Here is a 17,240-nt window from a genome sequence, read left to right as displayed (position 1 = left end):
CTCTCGCCAAGCGGCGTGCGCCTGTGGCCCGACAGGTCGCGTGCCGGCGAAAAACGAAAGGTGACCACGAGCATGGCGCAAGCTTACGTTGGCCAGAAGCGAATCCGTCGGTACTACGGCAAGATCCGCGAAGTTCTTGAAATGCCGAACCTCATCGAGGTTCAGAAATCCTCCTACGACCTGTTCCTGAAGTCGGGCGATGCCCCGAAGCCCGCCGATGGCGAAGGCATCCAGGGCGTGTTCCAGTCGGTTTTCCCGATCAAGGACTTCAACGAGACCGCGGTGCTGGAGTTCGTGAAATACGAACTGGAAAAGCCGAAGTATGACGTCGACGAATGCCAGTCGCGCGACATGACCTATGCCGCGCCGCTGAAGGTGACGCTGCGCCTGATCGTGTTCGATGTCGACGAGGACACCGGTGCCCGTTCGGTCAAGGACATCAAGGAACAGGACGTCTACATGGGCGACATGCCCCTGATGACGGCGAACGGCACGTTTATCGTGAACGGCACCGAACGCGTGATCGTCAGCCAGATGCACCGTTCGCCCGGCGTGTTCTTCGACCATGACAAGGGCAAGACGCATTCTTCGGGCAAGCTGCTGTTCGCCTGCCGGATCATTCCCTATCGCGGGTCGTGGCTGGACTTCGAATTCGACGCCAAGGACATCGTCTTTGCCCGCATCGACCGCCGCCGAAAGCTGCCGGTGACGACCCTGCTCTATGCCCTCGGCATGGACCAGGAAGGCATCATGGATGCCTATTACGACACCGTGACCTTCAAGCATGTGAAGAACAAGGGTTGGGTCACCCGGTTCTTCCCCGAGCGCGTCCGCGGCACCCGTCCGTCCTATGATCTGGTCGATGCCGCCACCGGCGAGGTCATCCTCAAGGCCGGCGAAAAGGCCACACCGCGCATGGTCAAGAAGTGGATCGACGAGGGTGCGGTGACCGAACTGCTGGTGCCCTTCGACCATATCATCGGCCGCTATGTCGCCAAGGACATCATCAACGAGGAAACCGGCGAGATCTGGGTCGAAGCCGGCGACGAACTGACGATGGACTATGACCGCGATGGCGAGGCCAAGGGCGGCACCGTCAAGCTGCTGCTGGATCAGGGCATCACCGAGATCCCGGTGCTGGACATCGACAATGTGAATGTCGGTCCCTACATCCGCAACACCATGGCGGTGGACAAGAACCTGAACCGCGAAACCGCGCTGATGGACATCTACCGCGTGATGCGTCCGGGCGAACCGCCGACCGTCGAGGCGGCCAGCACCATGTTCGACACGCTGTTCTTCGACAAGGAACGCTATGACCTGTCGGCCGTCGGCCGGGTCAAGATGAACATGCGGCTGGATCTGGCCAAGCCCGACACCCAGCGTACGCTGGACCGCGAGGATATCGTGTCCTGCATCAAGGCGCTGTGCGAACTGCGCGACGGCAAGGGCGAGATCGACGACATCGACCATCTCGGCAACCGCCGTGTCCGGTCGGTCGGCGAACTGATGGAAAACCAGTATCGCGTCGGCCTGCTGCGCATGGAACGCGCGATCAAGGAACGCATGTCGTCGGTCGATATCGACACGATCATGCCGCAGGACCTGATCAACGCCAAACCCGCCGCGGCTGCGGTGCGTGAATTCTTCGGCTCGTCGCAGCTGTCGCAGTTCATGGACCAGACGAACCCGCTGTCGGAAGTCACCCACAAGCGCCGCCTGTCGGCGCTCGGGCCGGGCGGTCTGACGCGCGAACGCGCGGGCTTCGAGGTGCGCGACGTTCACCCCACGCACTATGGCCGGATGTGCCCGATCGAAACGCCGGAAGGCCAGAACATCGGCCTGATCAACAGCCTTGCGACCTTCGCCCGCGTGAACAAGTACGGCTTCATCGAAACCCCCTACCGCAAGGTGATCGAGGGCAAGGTGACCGATGACGTGGTCTACATGTCCGCGACCGAGGAAATGCGCCACACCGTGGCGCAGGCCAACGCGCAACTGGATGACGACGGGCGCTTCGTGAACGATCTGGTTTCCACCCGGAAAGCCGGCGAATTCATGCTGAACCCGTCGGATGCCGTCGACCTGATCGACGTGTCGCCCAAGCAGCTTGTGTCGGTGGCGGCCTCGCTCATTCCGTTCCTGGAAAACGACGACGCCAACCGCGCGCTGATGGGATCGAACATGCAGCGTCAGGCGGTGCCGCTGCTGCAATCGGACGCGCCTTTCGTCGGCACCGGGATCGAGGCCGTCGTGGCCCGCGATTCGGGCGCCGCGATCATGGCGCGCCGGGGCGGTGTGATCGACCAGGTGGACGCCACCCGTATCGTTATCCGTGCGACCGAGTTCCTTGAACCGGGCGAGCCGGGCGTCGACATCTACCGTCTGCGCAAGTTCAAGCGGTCCAACCAGTCGTCCTGCATCAACCAGCGCCCGCTGGTGAAGGTGGGCGACACGATCAAGCGCGGCGAGGTCATCGCCGACGGCCCCTGCACCGATCAGGGCGAACTGGCGCTTGGCCGGAACGTGATCGTGGCCTTCATGCCGTGGAACGGCTACAACTACGAAGACTCGATCCTGATCTCGGAGCGGATCCTGCGCGACGACGTGTTCACCTCGATCCATATCGAGGAATACGAAGTTGCCGCCCGCGATACCAAGCTGGGGCCGGAAGAGATCACCCGCGACATCCCGAACGTCGGTGAAGAGGCGCTGCGCAACCTCGACGAGGCTGGCATCGTCTATATCGGCGCCGAGGTGCAGCCGGGCGATATCCTGGTGGGCAAGATCACGCCCAAGGGCGAAAGCCCGATGACGCCGGAAGAAAAGCTTCTGCGCGCCATCTTCGGTGAAAAGGCCAGCGACGTGCGCGACACCTCGCTGCGTCTGCCGCCGGGCGCCTATGGCACCGTGGTCGAGGTCCGCGTGTTCAACCGTCACGGCGTGGACAAGGACGAACGCGCGCTCCAGATCGAGCGGGAAGAGGTGGAACGCCTGTCGCGCGACCGCGACGACGAGCTGGCAATCCTGGAACGCAACATCTATGCGCGCCTGAAGTCGCTGATCATGGGCCGCGTGGCCGTGAAGGGCCCGAAGGGCATCAAGGCGGGTTCGGTCATCGACGATGAACTGCTGTCCGGCCTGTCGCGTGGCCAATACTGGCAGCTTGCCGTGGGCGAAGAAGACCTCGCCAAGGAAATCGAAGCGCTGCATGACCAGTTCGAAGCCCAGAAGCGCGCGCTGGATCACCGGTTCGAGGACAAGGTCGAGAAGGTCCGCCGCGGCGACGATCTGCCTCCGGGCGTGATGAAGATGGTCAAGGTGTTCGTCGCGGTGAAGCGCAAGCTGCAGCCGGGCGACAAGATGGCCGGCCGTCACGGCAACAAGGGCGTCATCTCGAAGGTCGTGCCGATGGAAGACATGCCCTTCCTTGCCGACGGGACGCCTGTCGATCTGGTTCTGAACCCGCTGGGCGTGCCCTCGCGCATGAACGTCGGTCAGATCCTGGAAACCCACATGGGTTGGGCCGCCCGCGGCCTTGGCCTGAAGATCGACGATGCGCTGCGCGATTTCCGCCGGTCGGGCGACCTGACCCCGGTGCGCGAGGCGATGCGCCTGGCCTATGGCGATGAGACCTACGACGACGCCTTCGGCGACATGGAAACGGACGACCTGCTTGAAAAGGCGTCGCTCGTGACCCGTGGCGTGCCGATCGCGACGCCGGTCTTCGACGGCGCGAAAGAGGCCGATGTGAACGACGCGCTGCGCCGCGCGGGCTTTGACCAGTCCGGTCAGTCCGAGGTGTTCGACGGCCGCACGGGCGAAAAGTTCGCCCGCAAGGTCACCGTCGGCGTCAAGTACATGCTGAAGCTGCACCACCTTGTCGACGACAAGCTGCACGCCCGTTCGACCGGGCCTTACTCGCTGGTCACCCAGCAGCCCTTGGGCGGTAAGGCGCAGTTCGGCGGCCAGCGTCTGGGGGAAATGGAGGTCTGGGCCCTTGAGGCTTATGGTGCCGCCTACACCCTGCAGGAAATGCTGACCGTGAAGTCGGACGACGTGGCGGGCCGGACCAAGGTGTACGAATCCATCGTCAAGGGCGAGGACAACTTCGAGGCCGGCGTGCCCGAGTCGTTCAACGTTTTGGTGAAGGAAGTGCGCGGCCTCGGCCTGAACATGGAACTCCTGGACGCGGAGGAGGAGTGAGGGCGTTCGCGCCCTCCTCGACCGCCCCTCAGTTTAAGGACAAGAGATGAACCAGGAACTGACCACCAACCCGTTCAACCCGCTGGCCTCGGTCAAGACGTTCGACGAGATCAAGATCTCGCTCGCCTCGCCCGAACGCATCCTGTCGTGGTCCTACGGGGAAATCAAAAAGCCCGAAACGATCAACTACCGCACGTTCAAGCCGGAACGTGACGGTCTGTTCTGCGCCCGGATCTTCGGGCCGATCAAGGATTACGAATGCCTCTGCGGCAAGTACAAGCGCATGAAGTATCGCGGCGTCGTCTGCGAGAAATGCGGCGTGGAAGTCACGCTGCAGAAGGTGCGCCGCGAACGCATGGGCCATATCGAACTTGCCGCGCCCGTCGCGCACATCTGGTTCCTGAAGTCGCTGCCCAGCCGGATCGGCCTGATGCTGGACATGACGCTGCGGGATCTGGAACGCATCCTGTACTTTGAAAACTACGTCGTGATCGAGCCGGGTCTGACCGACCTGACCTATGGTCAGCTGATGAGCGAAGAGGAATACCTCGACGCGCAGGACCAGTACGGCGCCGACGCCTTCACCGCCAACATTGGCGCCGAGGCGATCCGCGAGATGCTGGCCGCGATCGACCTTGAATCGACCGCCGATCAGCTGCGCGAGGATCTGAAGGAGGCGACGGGCGAACTGAAGCCGAAGAAGATCATCAAGCGGCTGAAGATCGTCGAATCCTTCCTGGAATCCGGCAACCGCCCGGAATGGATGGTGCTGACCGTCCTGCCGGTGATTCCGCCGGAACTGCGCCCGCTGGTGCCGCTGGACGGGGGCCGCTTTGCGACCTCGGACCTGAACGACCTGTATCGCCGGGTCATCAACCGCAACAACCGCCTGAAGCGGCTGATCGAACTGCGCGCGCCCGACATCATCGTGCGCAACGAAAAGCGCATGCTTCAGGAAGCCGTCGATGCGCTGTTCGACAACGGCCGCCGCGGCCGCGTGATCACGGGCACCAACAAGCGCCCGCTGAAATCGTTGTCGGACATGTTGAAGGGCAAGCAGGGCCGCTTCCGCCAGAACCTTCTGGGCAAGCGCGTGGACTTCTCGGGCCGTTCGGTCATCGTGACCGGTCCGGAACTGAAGCTGCATCAGTGCGGCCTGCCGAAGAAGATGGCGCTGGAACTGTTCAAGCCCTTCATCTACTCGCGGCTTGAGGCGAAGGGCCTGTCCTCGACCGTCAAGCAGGCCAAGAAGCTGGTCGAAAAGGAACGCCCCGAGGTCTGGGATATCCTGGACGAGGTGATCCGCGAACACCCGGTTCTCTTGAACCGCGCGCCGACGCTGCACCGTCTGGGCATCCAGGCGTTCGAACCGATCCTGATCGAGGGCAAGGCGATCCAGCTTCACCCGCTGGTCTGCTCGGCCTTCAACGCCGACTTCGACGGCGACCAGATGGCCGTGCACGTTCCCCTCTCGCTGGAAGCCCAGCTTGAGGCCCGCGTGCTGATGATGTCCACGAACAACGTGCTGTCGCCCGCGAACGGCAGCCCGATCATCGTGCCGTCGCAGGACATGGTGCTGGGCCTTTACTACGTCACCATGGAACGCAAGGGCATGGTCGGCGAAGGCAAGATCTTCCGCGACATCGAGGAAGTCGAACATGCGTTGTCCGCTGGCGAGGTGCATTTGCATGCCCGCATCACCGCGCGGATCAAGCAGATCGACAACGAGGGCAACGAGGTGTGGCAGCGCGTCGAAACGACGCCGGGCCGCCTGCGGCTTGGCAACCTGTTGCCGCTGAACGCCAAGGCGCCCTTCGACCTGGTGAACCGCCTTCTGCGGAAGAAGGACGTGCAGAACGTCATCGACACCGTCTATCGCTACTGCGGTCAGAAGGAATCGGTGATCTTCTGTGACCAGATCATGGGCCTGGGCTTCCGCGAGGCGTTCCGCGCCGGGATTTCCTTCGGCAAGGACGACATGCTGATCCCCGACAACAAGTGGGACATCGTTAACGAGGTGCGCGATCAGGTCGCGGGCTTCGAACAGCAGTACATGGACGGCCTGATCACCCAGGGCGAAAAGTACAACAAGGTCGTCGATGCCTGGTCCAAGTGCTCGGACAAGGTGACCGAGGCGATGATGGAAACCATCTCGGCCAAGCGGTTCGATGATGGCGGCGCCGAGAAAGAGCCGAACTCGGTCTACATGATGGCCCATTCCGGCGCCCGGGGTTCGGTCACGCAGATGAAGCAGCTTGGCGGGATGCGCGGCCTGATGGCCAAGCCGTCGGGCGAGATCATCGAAACGCCGATCATCTCGAACTTCAAGGAAGGCCTGACCGTGCTGGAGTACTTCAACTCCACCCACGGCGCCCGCAAGGGTCTGGCCGACACCGCGCTGAAGACGGCGAACTCGGGCTACCTGACCCGTCGTCTGGTGGACGTGGCACAGGATTGCATCATCCGCATGCATGACTGCGGCACCGACCGTGCGATCAACGCGGAAACGGCCGTCAACGATGGCGAGGTCGTCCTGCCGCTGGCCGAGCGTGTGCTGGGCCGCGTGGCCGCCGATGACATCACCGTGCCCGGCACGGACGAGGTCATCGTCGCCCGGGGCGAGCTGATCGACGAACGCCGCGCCGACGCGATCCAGGCCGCGGGCGTGCAGCATGCCCGCATCCGCAGCCCGCTGACCTGCGAGGCCGAGGAAGGCGTCTGCGCCATGTGCTATGGCCGTGACCTTGCCCGCGGTACGCTGGTCAACATCGGCGAGGCGGTGGGCATCATCGCCGCGCAGTCGATCGGTGAACCCGGCACACAGCTGACCATGCGGACCTTCCACATGGGCGGCGTCGCGCAGGGTGGTCAGCAGTCGTTCCTGGAAGCCAGCCAGGAAGGCAAGGTCGAGTTCCGCAACCCCAACCTTCTGGAAAACGTCTCGGGCGAACAGATCGTCATGGGCCGGAACATGCAGATCGCCATCATCGACGAAAACGGCGCCGAACGCGCGGTCCACAAGGTGCTGTATGGCGCCAAGGTCCACGTCAAGGATGGCCAGGCCGTCAAACGTGGCGCCAAGCTGTTCGAATGGGACCCCTACACGCTGCCGATCATCGCCGAAAAGGGCGGTGTGGCCAAGTTCGTGGACCTGATCTCGGGCATCTCGGTGCGCGAAGAGACGGACGATGCAACCGGCATGACGCAGAAGATCGTGTCCGACTGGCGTTCGGCGCCGAAGGGCAACGAGCTGAAGCCGGAAGTCATCATCATGGATCCGGCGACCGGCGAACCGGTGCGGGGCGACAACGGCAATCCGATCACCTACCCGATGTCGGTCGATGCCATCCTGTCGGTCGAGGACGGTCAGGACATCCGGCCGGGCGACGTTGTGGCCCGTATCCCGCGTGAAGGCGCCAAGACCAAGGACATCACCGGGGGTCTTCCCCGCGTGGCGGAACTGTTCGAGGCTCGCCGTCCGAAGGATCATGCGATCATCGCCGAGATGGATGGCTATGTCCGCTTCGGCAAGGACTACAAGAACAAGCGCCGCATCACCGTAGAGCCGGTCGATGAGACGCTGACGCCTGTGGAATACATGATCCCCAAGGGCAAGCACATACCGGTGCAGGAAGGCGACTTCGTGCAGAAGGGCGACTACATCATGGACGGCAACCCCGCGCCGCATGACATCCTGCGCATCATGGGTGTCGAGGCGCTGGCGAACTACATGATCGACGAGGTGCAGGACGTCTATCGTCTGCAGGGCGTGAAGATCAACGACAAGCACATCGAGGTGATCGTTCGCCAGATGCTGCAGAAGTTCGAGATCCTCGACAGCGGCGACACGACGCTTCTGAAGGGCGAACAGGTCGAAAAGATCGAACTGGACGAAGAGAACGCCAAGGCGCGTGCCCGCGGCATGCGCGAGGCGACGGCCGAACCGGTCCTGCTTGGGATCACCAAGGCCTCGCTCCAGACCCGGTCGTTCATCTCGGCGGCGTCCTTCCAGGAAACCACCCGCGTGCTGACCGAGGCTTCGGTCCAGGGCAAGCGCGACAAGCTGGTGGGCCTGAAGGAGAACGTGATCGTGGGTCGCCTGATCCCGGCGGGCACCGGTGGCGCCACGTCGCGGATCAAGAAGATCGCCAGCGATCGCGACCACACGGTGATCGAACAGCGCCGCGCCGAGGCGGAATCGGCTGCCGCGCTGTCGGCTCCGTCCTTCGATGTCGTGGAGGACGCCGAGATCGACAGCGGTCTGGTCGAAACCATCGAGAGCCGCGACGAGTGATCGTCAGCAGGCGTGAACATCGCCCCCGCCGGAAACGGCGGGGGTTTTTCTTTGCCGTTTCCCCACCCGCCCGCAGGCTGCTATGCTGCTGGGGATAAAGAGGTGGGTCATGGCGTTCCGCAATCAGATCATCGGCTTGATCCGCTTTTCCTATCCGGCCCTCAACGGTTTCACCCAAAGCTCGGAAGACGTGGCGGCGGACCGCGCCCGCCTGTTTTCCGAAGATCGCCTGACGGCCCGCTTCCACCTCTTCGAGGCGCTGACCCTGCCCAGCATGCGTGCCCAGACCGACCCGGACCATCGCCTGGGGGTTCTTGTCGGCGAGGGGCTGCCCCCCTGGGCGCGCGACAGGCTTGAGGCCGCGCTGTCCGGTCTGCCCGATGCCCATGTCGTCAGCCTTCCGCCGATGAAGCACTATCAGGCGACCCAGGCAGCCTTCGCCCGGCTTGCTGACGACCGGGCCACCCATCTGACCAGTTTTCGGCTGGACGATGACGATGCGGTGGATCGCCGCCTGATCGCGCGCCTCCGCAGCCTTGCCGACGGGCTGACGACGATGGCGGGCCGCGACCGGATCGTGACCATCGCCTTCAACCGGGGCTTCTTTCTGGAACTCGACCCGGCGGGAAACCGCATCTTCGACGTGACCGAAAAGCTGCCCCTTGGCATCGGCCTTGCGATGACCGCCCCGGTGGCCAGCCGTGAAAACATCTTTCGCCGGAACCACCGGCTTTTGCCGCAGTTCTTCACCACCTATTCCGATGCGGAGACCCCGGCCTTCATCCGGACCGTCCACCCCGGCAACGACAGCGACGCCCATCTGACCGGCACGCGCGACACGATGCCCCCCGCCCGCATCGCGCGCGAGATTTCCCGCGCCTTTCCCTTCTCGCAGGAAGATCTTCTGGCGCTGTGACCGTCCTGCGCGCTGACCCTCTGGCCTCTGCCCGATGCGCCTGCTAGCGATGCATCGCAGGGAACGGCGAGGTGTGGACGGATGCCCCTTTCGGACAACATGCGCGGCATCGCCTATATCAACGTGGCCATGTTGGCCTTCACGCTGAACGATACCTGCATGAAGGCGGTCACGCAGACCCTGCCCCTGTTCCAGACGATCACCCTGCGCGGCATCCTGACAACGCTTGCGCTGCTGGTCGTGGCGGCATTGTCGGGCGGTGTGCGGCTTTGGCCCGGCGCACGGGACGGGAGGATCATCGCGCTCCGGTCGGTGGCCGAGATCGGCGCCACGATCTTTTTCTTTGCCGCCCTTCTGCACATGGAACTGGCGAACCTGTCGGCCATCATGCAGTCGCTGCCACTTGCGGTGACGCTGGCCGCGGCGCTGTTCTTCGGCGATCCGATCGGCTGGCGGCGGCTTCTTGCCATCGCCATTGGCTTTCTTGGTGTCCTGCTGATCATCAAGCCCGGAACCGGCGCCTTCAACATCTGGTCGATCATGGGCCTCTGTTCGGTCGCCTGCGTGGTGGTGCGCGACCTGTCCACCCGCAGCCTTTCGGCCGGCGTGCCTTCGACGATGGTGGCGATCTGGGCTTCGGTCACGGTGACCCTGATGGGGGCCGTCGGTTCGATCTGGTCGGGATGGCAGACCGTGTCGATGACCGAGGCCCTGTTGATCGCGGGGGCGACGATCAACCTCGTGATCGGCTATCTGACGGTGGTGATGATGATGCGGGCCGGCGATATCGGCATCGTGGCCCCGTTCCGCTACATGGCGCTGCTCTGGGCCATCATCCTGGGATGGGTGATCTTCGGAACCTTGCCCGACGCGTTGACGATCCTTGGCGGTGCCATCGTCGTGGCCACCGGCGTCTTTACCTTGTGGCGGGAACGGCAGGCGAGGCTCGCACGCGCTGCCACCTGATCGTCGTGCAAAGGTCGAAGCTTTGCCCGAATGCCCGGCCATGCTAGGTCGAGGCAAGCAACCGGAGCCGCCCGCAGATGCAGATCAGCCGAACAGCTTCCCTGCGCCATCCTGCGCTGTGGATAGCGCTTCTGTGCGCGGTCGAGGTGCTGGCGCTGGCCTCGGTCTATCAGTTCGCCGTTCCGCTTGAATGCCACGAAACCGGGTTCAACCTGGCCTGCCGGGGGCTGCGCAGCCTTGCGGCGCGGGCGCTTGCGATGATGGCGGCGGGCCTGTTGCTGGTCTGGGCCTGGCCGGGTCCTGTGGCGCGCTTCCTTGCGGCCGGTGACGCGGCACGCACCGGTCTGCGCTGGCCGCTTCTGCACGGTCTGGGCGTGCTTTTGCTGCTGGCCCCGGCGGTTGCCACGCTGCTTCCCGGGGCTGCGCTGGATATCCGGGCCGCCTTCGCGCCGGTCGCCGTCGTGCTGGCCGCCGGGGCCCTGGCCGCTGCCCTTGGTGCGCTTTTCTGGCTGGCGCCGGCGGCCGAATGGTGGCGGCTTCTGTCGCATGACCGATACGCCCCGCTTGCCATTCTGGCGGCGGCGGCGCTGGTGCCGGATCTGGCAAACCTGGTGCTGCCGCTTTGGGAATCGCCGATCCTGGTCCGGATGACCTTTGACGCCGTGCAGGCCTATCTGGCCCTGTCGTCCGGGGCGGTCGTTTCGGACCCGGCGGGGTATGTCATCGGCCTCGAAGGGTTCACCGTCCACATCGCGCGACAATGTTCGGGCGTGGAGGGTGTGGCGCTGGTGTCGACCTTCGTCCTGTTCTACGGCGCGCTGTTCCGTCGCGACCTGCATCTGTGGCGCTATGCCCTGACGGTTCTGCCCGCCGCCATCGCTGCAAGCTGGACGCTGAACATCGTCCGGATCGGCGTTCTGATCCAGCTGGGCGCCAGCGTGTCGCCGGAACTGGCGGTGAACGGCTTCCACAGCTATGCCGGTTGGCTGTTCTTTACGCTTCTCGCGCTCGGGGTGATCGGGGTGGTGCATGCCCTGCCCTGGCTGCACCGGACCGCGCGGGCAGGGGCCACCGTGCCGCTGTCGCGCGACGTGTCGGCGGCGCTTACGTTGCCGCTGGCGGTCATGCTGATCCTGACCGTCCTGCAACACGCGTTCTTTCCGCATCCCGAGATCGGCTATCCACTGAAGGCCATTGCGATGGCGCTGGCGCTTGCCGTCTTCTGGCGGGTCTGGCGATCGTTTGACTGGAAAGTGGATGGCGTGGCGCTTGCGGCGGGATGCGCCGTCGGGTTCGGCTGGCTTCTGTTCGACCGGAGCGGAGAGGGCGACGCCGGCCTTTCGCTGCTTCTGTCGCAGATGACGGCGGCCTCGCTCTATTCCTGGATCGCGTTCCGTATACTGGGAACCGTGCTTCTGGTGCCGTTGATCGAAGAGGCGTTCTTTCGCGGCTTCCTGTTGGGCCGTCTGGACATGCGGGCCGGCACCCCCAGCCTGATCGCCATTCTGGGCAGCAGCCTGCTGTTCGGTCTTTTGCATGGCCGTTGGGTGGCAGGAACCGTGGCGGGCCTGGTCTTTGCGCTTGTCTACCTGCGGCGCCGGTCCCTGCCGGATGCGGTGCAAAGCCATGTCGCGGCCAATCTTGTGGTGGCCATCGGGGCGGCGGCCACAGGCGACTGGCAACGCATATGAATAAGGGCCGCATGAGCGGCCCTTCGGTCAGGTCAGTATCAGATGCCCGGTATTCGCGGCCCTGTCAGGCCCGGTTCGCGCGGCGGCGACGATCCCAAGTATAGGCCACGACGGCCAGAACGGCGACAAGCGCGATCAGACCGGTCGATGCGTCGATCTCGGGAACGCTCGATGCGGTCGGCCGGGTGCTCGTCGTGGTCGTCGTCGTGCCACCGGAACACCGCCATGCGTACCACCACGAGCAGGAAGCGTAAGACTGCGCCATGACCTGACTGGCCGAGGCCGAAAGGGCGGCGGCAGCCAGCATGAGGCGGGAAGCAAGCATGTTCATCAATCGTCTCCAAGCAACAACACTGTCTGAAGGAAAAGCAAACTGACGGGCATTCGACAAGGAATTTCACCAATTCCGCCGCAATCCCGCCATCTTTCGCACGCGCTTGGTTCCCCCTGGCCCCCAATGCCCCGGATCCCGTGACATTGTCCCCGAAATCGCGACGACCGAAGGGCGCGATGGTGGGGCCGCAACGCCGAAACCCCGTTGATTCGCCGGATCAACCGCGCCAATGTCGGGCGCGGGCCGAGGGCCGGGGACGCCCCGGTCAGGCTGTGTTGACATCCCCCGCGACTCCCCCTATACGGCGCGCACCCGTCCCCTGCTCATTGCTTGTGGGCGGGTATCAGAATCGAAGTGGTCATGATCCGGGCGCAGGCCCCGATCCTCTGGAATTCCACCGCGTCGTCCCCGCGAAGGGGGCGCATGCGGTTTTGGTGTTTTGCGGACGCGCAAGGCACGACTTGAACGAAATGCCCCCGGAAACGTCATCGACGGGTGACGATGGAACGGGCCGCAAGGAAAAAAGGCGAACAGAATGCCTACGATCCAACAGCTGATCCGCAAGCCGCGGGAAGCACGAGTGAAGCGCTCCAAGTCGCAGCACCTTGAATCCTGCCCGCAGAAGCGCGGCGTTTGCACCCGCGTCTACACCACGACCCCGAAGAAGCCGAACTCGGCCATGCGGAAGGTCGCAAAGGTGCGCCTGACCAACGGCTTCGAAGTGATCAGCTACATCCCCGGCGAAAAGCACAACCTGCAGGAACACTCGGTGGTCCTGATCCGTGGTGGCCGGGTGAAAGACCTTCCGGGTGTGCGTTACCACATCCTGCGCGGCGTTCTGGATACCCAGGGCGTCAAAGACCGTCGTCAGCGCCGTTCGAAGTATGGCGCCAAGCGTCCGAAGTGAGGAACTGAGAAATGTCGCGTCGTCACGCCGCCGAAAAGCGCGAAATCCTTCCCGATGCCAAGTTTGGCGACCGGGTCGTGACCAAGTTCATGAACAACCTGATGGTCGACGGCAAGAAGTCCGTCGCCGAATCCATCGTCTACGGCGCGCTTGACCGCGTGCAGTCGAAGCTGAAGCGCGAACCGCTGGAAGCCTTCCACGAGGCGCTGGACAACGTGAAGCCCTCCGTCGAAGTGCGTTCGCGCCGCGTCGGTGGTGCGACCTACCAGGTCCCCGTCGAAGTGCGCGCGGAACGCCGCGAGGCGCTGGCGATCCGCTGGCTGATCACCGCCGCCCGCAAGCGCAACGAGCACACGATGGAAGAACGCCTGGCCGCCGAACTGTCGGACGCGGTGAACAACCGCGGCACCGCCGTGAAGAAGCGGGAAGACACCCACAAGATGGCCGACGCGAACAAAGCGTTCAGCCACTACCGCTGGTAAGAGGAGACGCCAGAATGGCACGCGAATATCCGCTCGACCTCTACCGCAACTTCGGGATCATGGCCCACATCGACGCGGGCAAGACCACGACGACCGAACGCATCCTGTATTACACCGGCAAGTCCCACAAGATCGGCGAAGTCCACGACGGCGCCGCCACGATGGACTGGATGGAACAGGAACAGGAACGCGGCATCACGATCACCTCGGCTGCCACGACCACGTTCTGGGAAAAGACCGAAGACGGCAAGAACCCGGTTTCCAAGAAGCACCGCTTCAACATCATCGACACCCCCGGCCACGTGGACTTCACCATCGAGGTGGAACGCTCGCTGGCCGTGCTCGACGGTGCCGTGTGCCTTCTGGACGCCAACGCCGGCGTCGAACCCCAGACCGAAACCGTGTGGCGTCAGGCTGACCGCTACAAGGTTCCGCGGATCGTGTTCGTCAACAAGATGGACAAGATCGGCGCCGACTTCTTCAAGTGCGTCCGCATGATCAAGGACCGCACCGGCGCGACCCCCGCTCCGATCGCCCTGCCGATCGGCGCCGAGGACAAGCTGGAAGGTATCATCGACCTGGTGACCATGAAGGAATGGGTCTACCTGGGCGAGGATCTGGGCGCGTCCTGGGAAATCCGCGACATCCGCGACAGCCTGAAGGCGGAAGCCGACGAATGGCGCGGCAAGCTTGTCGAACTCGCCGTCGAGATGGACGACGAGGCGATGGAAGCCTATCTGGAAGGCAATGAACCCGACGTGGAAACGCTGCGCAAGCTGATCCGCAAGGGCTGCCTGTCGATGACCTTCGTGCCGGTGACCGCCGGTTCGGCGTTCAAGAACAAGGGCGTGCAGCCGGTGCTGAACGCGGTGATCGACTATCTGCCGTCGCCGCTCGACATCCCGGCCTACATGGGCTTTGCCCCCGGCGACGAGACCGAAACCCGCAACATCGCGCGTTCGGCCGATGACGAACAGCCCTTCTCGGCGCTGGCGTTCAAGATCATGAACGACCCCTTCGTCGGCTCGCTGACCTTCACGCGGATCTATTCAGGCGTCCTGAAGAAGGGCGACCAGATGCTGAACGCGACCAAGGGCAAGCGCGAGCGTGTCGGCCGCATGATGATGATGCACGCCATCAACCGCGAGGAAATCGAAGAAGCCTTCGCGGGCGACATCATCGCGCTGGCGGGTCTGAAGGAAACCACCACGGGTGACACGCTGTGCGACCCGTCGAAGCCGGTGGTTCTGGAAACCATGACCTTCCCGGAACCGGTGATCGAGATCGCCGTGGAACCGAAGTCGAAGGCCGACCAGGAAAAGATGGGCCTCGCCCTGGCACGTCTGGCGGCCGAAGATCCGTCGTTCCGCGTCGAGACCAACTTCGAATCCGGCCAGACCATCATGAAGGGCATGGGCGAACTTCACCTCGACATCCTCGTCGACCGCATGCGTCGCGAGTTCAAGGTCGAGGCGAACATCGGCGCCCCGCAGGTGGCCTATCGCGAAACCATCTCGCGTCCGGCGGAAATCGACTACACCCACAAGAAGCAGACCGGCGGCACGGGCCAGTTCGCCCGTGTCAAGCTGGAGATCACCCCGACCGAACCGGGCGAGGGCTATTCGTTCGAATCCCGCATCGTCGGCGGTGCGGTGCCGAAGGAATACATCCCCGGCGTCGAGAAGGGCATCAAGTCGGTGATGGATTCCGGTCCGCTCGCGGGCTTCCCGGTGATCGACTTCAAGGTCGCTCTGACGGACGGCGCGTTCCACGACGTCGACTCCTCGGTGCTGGCCTTCGAAATCGCCACCCGTGCGGCCATGCGCGAGGGCCTGAAGAAGGCCGGCGCGAAGCTGCTGGAACCGATCATGAAGGTCGAGGTCGTGACGCCCGAGGAATACACCGGGTCGATCATCGGCGACCTGACCTCGCGTCGGGGCATGGTGCAGGGTCAGGACAGCCGCGGCAACGCGAACGTCATCACCGCCATGGTGCCGCTGGCCAACATGTTCGGCTACATCAACAACCTGCGTTCGATGTCGTCGGGCCGCGCGGTCTTCACCATGCTGTTCGACCACTACGACGCGGTTCCGCAGAACATCTCGGACGAGATCCAGAAGAAATACGCTTGACGGTGTGGCGGGGTGAACCCCGCCCTACCAGCCCTGTAGGGCGGGGTTAACCCCGCCGCCCGCAACATCGAACAAGGAGATGCCACCATGGCAAAGGCAAAGTTTGAACGGAATAAACCGCACGTGAACATTGGCACGATTGGCCACGTTGACCACGGGAAGACGACGCTGACGGCTGCGATCACGAAGTATTACGGGGAATTCCGTGCCTACGACCAGATTGACGGCGCGCCGGAAGAGCGTGCGCGGGGGATCACGATCTCGACGGCGCATGTGGAATACGAGACGGAAGCGCGTCACTACGCGCACGTCGACTGCCCCGGCCACGCGGACTATGTGAAGAACATGATCACGGGTGCGGCGCAGATGGACGGCGCGATCCTGGTTGTGGCCGCTTCGGACGGCCCGATGCCGCAGACGCGCGAGCACATCCTGCTGGGCCGTCAGGTGGGCATTCCCTACATCGTGGTCTACATGAACAAGGTTGACCTCGTGGATGACGAGGAACTGCTGGAACTGGTGGAGATGGAAGTGCGCGAGCTTCTGTCGTCCTACGAATATCCCGGCGACGACACCCCGATCATCAAGGGTTCGGCGCACAAGGCGATGATCGGCGAGGACCCGGAGATCGGCGAGAACTCGATCCGCGCGCTGATGAAGGCTGTGGACGAATACATCCCGACGCCGGCGCGTGCTGTCGACCAGCCGTTCCTGATGCCGATCGAGGACGTGTTCTCGATCTCGGGCCGCGGCACCGTTGTGACGGGCCGTGTGGAGCGTGGCGTGATCAACGTGGGCGACGAAGTCGAGATCGTGGGCATCCGCGACACGAAGAAGTCGGTCTGCACGGGCGTCGAGATGTTCCGCAAGCTTCTGGATCGCGGCGAGGCGGGCGACAACATCGGCGCGCTGCTGCGTGGCGTTGACCGTGACGGCGTGGAGCGCGGCCAGGTGCTGTGCAAGCCGGGTTCGGTGAAGCCGCACACGAAGTTCGAGGCCGAGGCCTACATCCTGACGAAGGAAGAAGGCGGCCGCCACACGCCGTTCTTCGCGAACTACCGTCCGCAGTTCTACTTCCGCACGACCGACGTGACGGGCACGGTGAAGCTGCCGGAAGGCACCGAGATGGTGATGCCGGGCGACAACCTGAAGTTCGAGGTGGAGCTGATCGCCCCGATCGCGATGGAAGAGAAGCTGCGCTTCGCCATCCGCGAAGGCGGCCGCACCGTCGGCGCAGGCGTCGTCTCGAAAATCATCGCCTGATTAAACGAAACAGAACCTCTTGGGTGGGTCTTCGGGCCCACCCCAATGT

At 63.8% G+C, this 17,240-nt stretch carries 10 protein-coding genes; 9 read left to right on the top strand and 1 reads right to left on the bottom strand.

Going from position 1 to position 17,240, the window contains the following annotated elements; translation table 11 throughout:
* The first annotated feature begins 72 nt into the window (after positions 1-72).
* From rpoB to xrtE, 5 genes are all read left to right on the top strand, one after another.
* A complete protein-coding gene (rpoB, locus tag E7811_RS05960; RefSeq protein ID WP_136393624.1) occupies positions 73-4,206 on the top strand; it encodes a DNA-directed RNA polymerase subunit beta in 4,134 nt (1,377 codons plus the stop codon).
* Positions 4,207-4,252: 46 nt separating this feature from the next.
* On the top strand, positions 4,253-8,500 hold the full coding sequence (rpoC, locus tag E7811_RS05955; RefSeq protein ID WP_136393623.1) for a DNA-directed RNA polymerase subunit beta': 4,248 nt from the start codon (positions 4,253-4,255) through the stop codon (positions 8,498-8,500).
* Positions 8,501-8,609: 109 nt separating this feature from the next.
* Entirely contained in the window at positions 8,610-9,416 is an 807-nt protein-coding gene (locus E7811_RS05950; RefSeq protein ID WP_168732938.1) for a glycosyltransferase, read from the top strand.
* Between the two features lie 81 nt (positions 9,417-9,497).
* Positions 9,498-10,382, top strand: a complete 885-nt coding sequence (locus tag E7811_RS05945; RefSeq protein WP_136393621.1) for a DMT family transporter — start codon at positions 9,498-9,500, stop codon at positions 10,380-10,382.
* A 77-nt stretch (positions 10,383-10,459) separates the two neighbouring features.
* On the top strand, positions 10,460-12,073 hold the full coding sequence (gene xrtE, locus E7811_RS05940) for an exosortase E/protease, VPEID-CTERM system (RefSeq protein ID WP_136393620.1): 1,614 nt from the start codon (positions 10,460-10,462) through the stop codon (positions 12,071-12,073).
* Positions 12,074-12,137: 64 nt separating this feature from the next.
* On the opposite strand, the gene E7811_RS05935 is transcribed toward xrtE, so the two are convergent.
* Positions 12,138-12,398 carry a hypothetical protein gene (locus E7811_RS05935; RefSeq protein ID WP_136393619.1) on the bottom strand — a complete coding sequence of 87 codons (261 nt, stop codon included), beginning with the start codon at positions 12,396-12,398 and terminating at the stop codon, positions 12,138-12,140.
* A 544-nt stretch (positions 12,399-12,942) separates the two neighbouring features.
* Here E7811_RS05935 and rpsL point away from each other — a divergent pair.
* The 4 genes from rpsL to tuf all read left to right on the top strand — a co-directional run bounded on the left by rpsL (position 12,943) and on the right by tuf (position 17,191).
* The gene (rpsL, locus tag E7811_RS05930) at positions 12,943-13,314 is read left to right on the top strand and encodes a 30S ribosomal protein S12 (RefSeq protein ID WP_136393618.1); all 372 of its coding nucleotides are present in this window, start codon (positions 12,943-12,945) and stop codon (positions 13,312-13,314) included.
* A gap of 11 nt (positions 13,315-13,325) precedes the next feature.
* Positions 13,326-13,796, top strand: coding sequence for a 30S ribosomal protein S7 (gene rpsG / locus E7811_RS05925; protein ID WP_136393617.1), 471 nt, complete (start codon positions 13,326-13,328; stop codon positions 13,794-13,796).
* Between the two features lie 14 nt (positions 13,797-13,810).
* On the top strand, positions 13,811-15,928 hold the full coding sequence (fusA, locus tag E7811_RS05920) for an elongation factor G (protein WP_136393616.1): 2,118 nt from the start codon (positions 13,811-13,813) through the stop codon (positions 15,926-15,928).
* An 87-nt stretch (positions 15,929-16,015) separates the two neighbouring features.
* Complete coding sequence (gene tuf / locus E7811_RS05915) at positions 16,016-17,191, top strand: elongation factor Tu (protein ID WP_136393615.1); 1,176 nt, start codon at positions 16,016-16,018, stop codon at positions 17,189-17,191.
* Positions 17,192-17,240 lie beyond the last annotated feature (49 nt).

Origin of the sequence: Aliigemmobacter aestuarii (assembly GCF_004799285.1) — a bacterium.
Taxonomy (GTDB): domain Bacteria; phylum Pseudomonadota; class Alphaproteobacteria; order Rhodobacterales; family Rhodobacteraceae; genus Aliigemmobacter; species Aliigemmobacter aestuarii.
The sequence above is the reverse complement of the archived record's forward strand: the minus strand, read 5'-3'. Positions and strand labels throughout refer to the sequence as shown.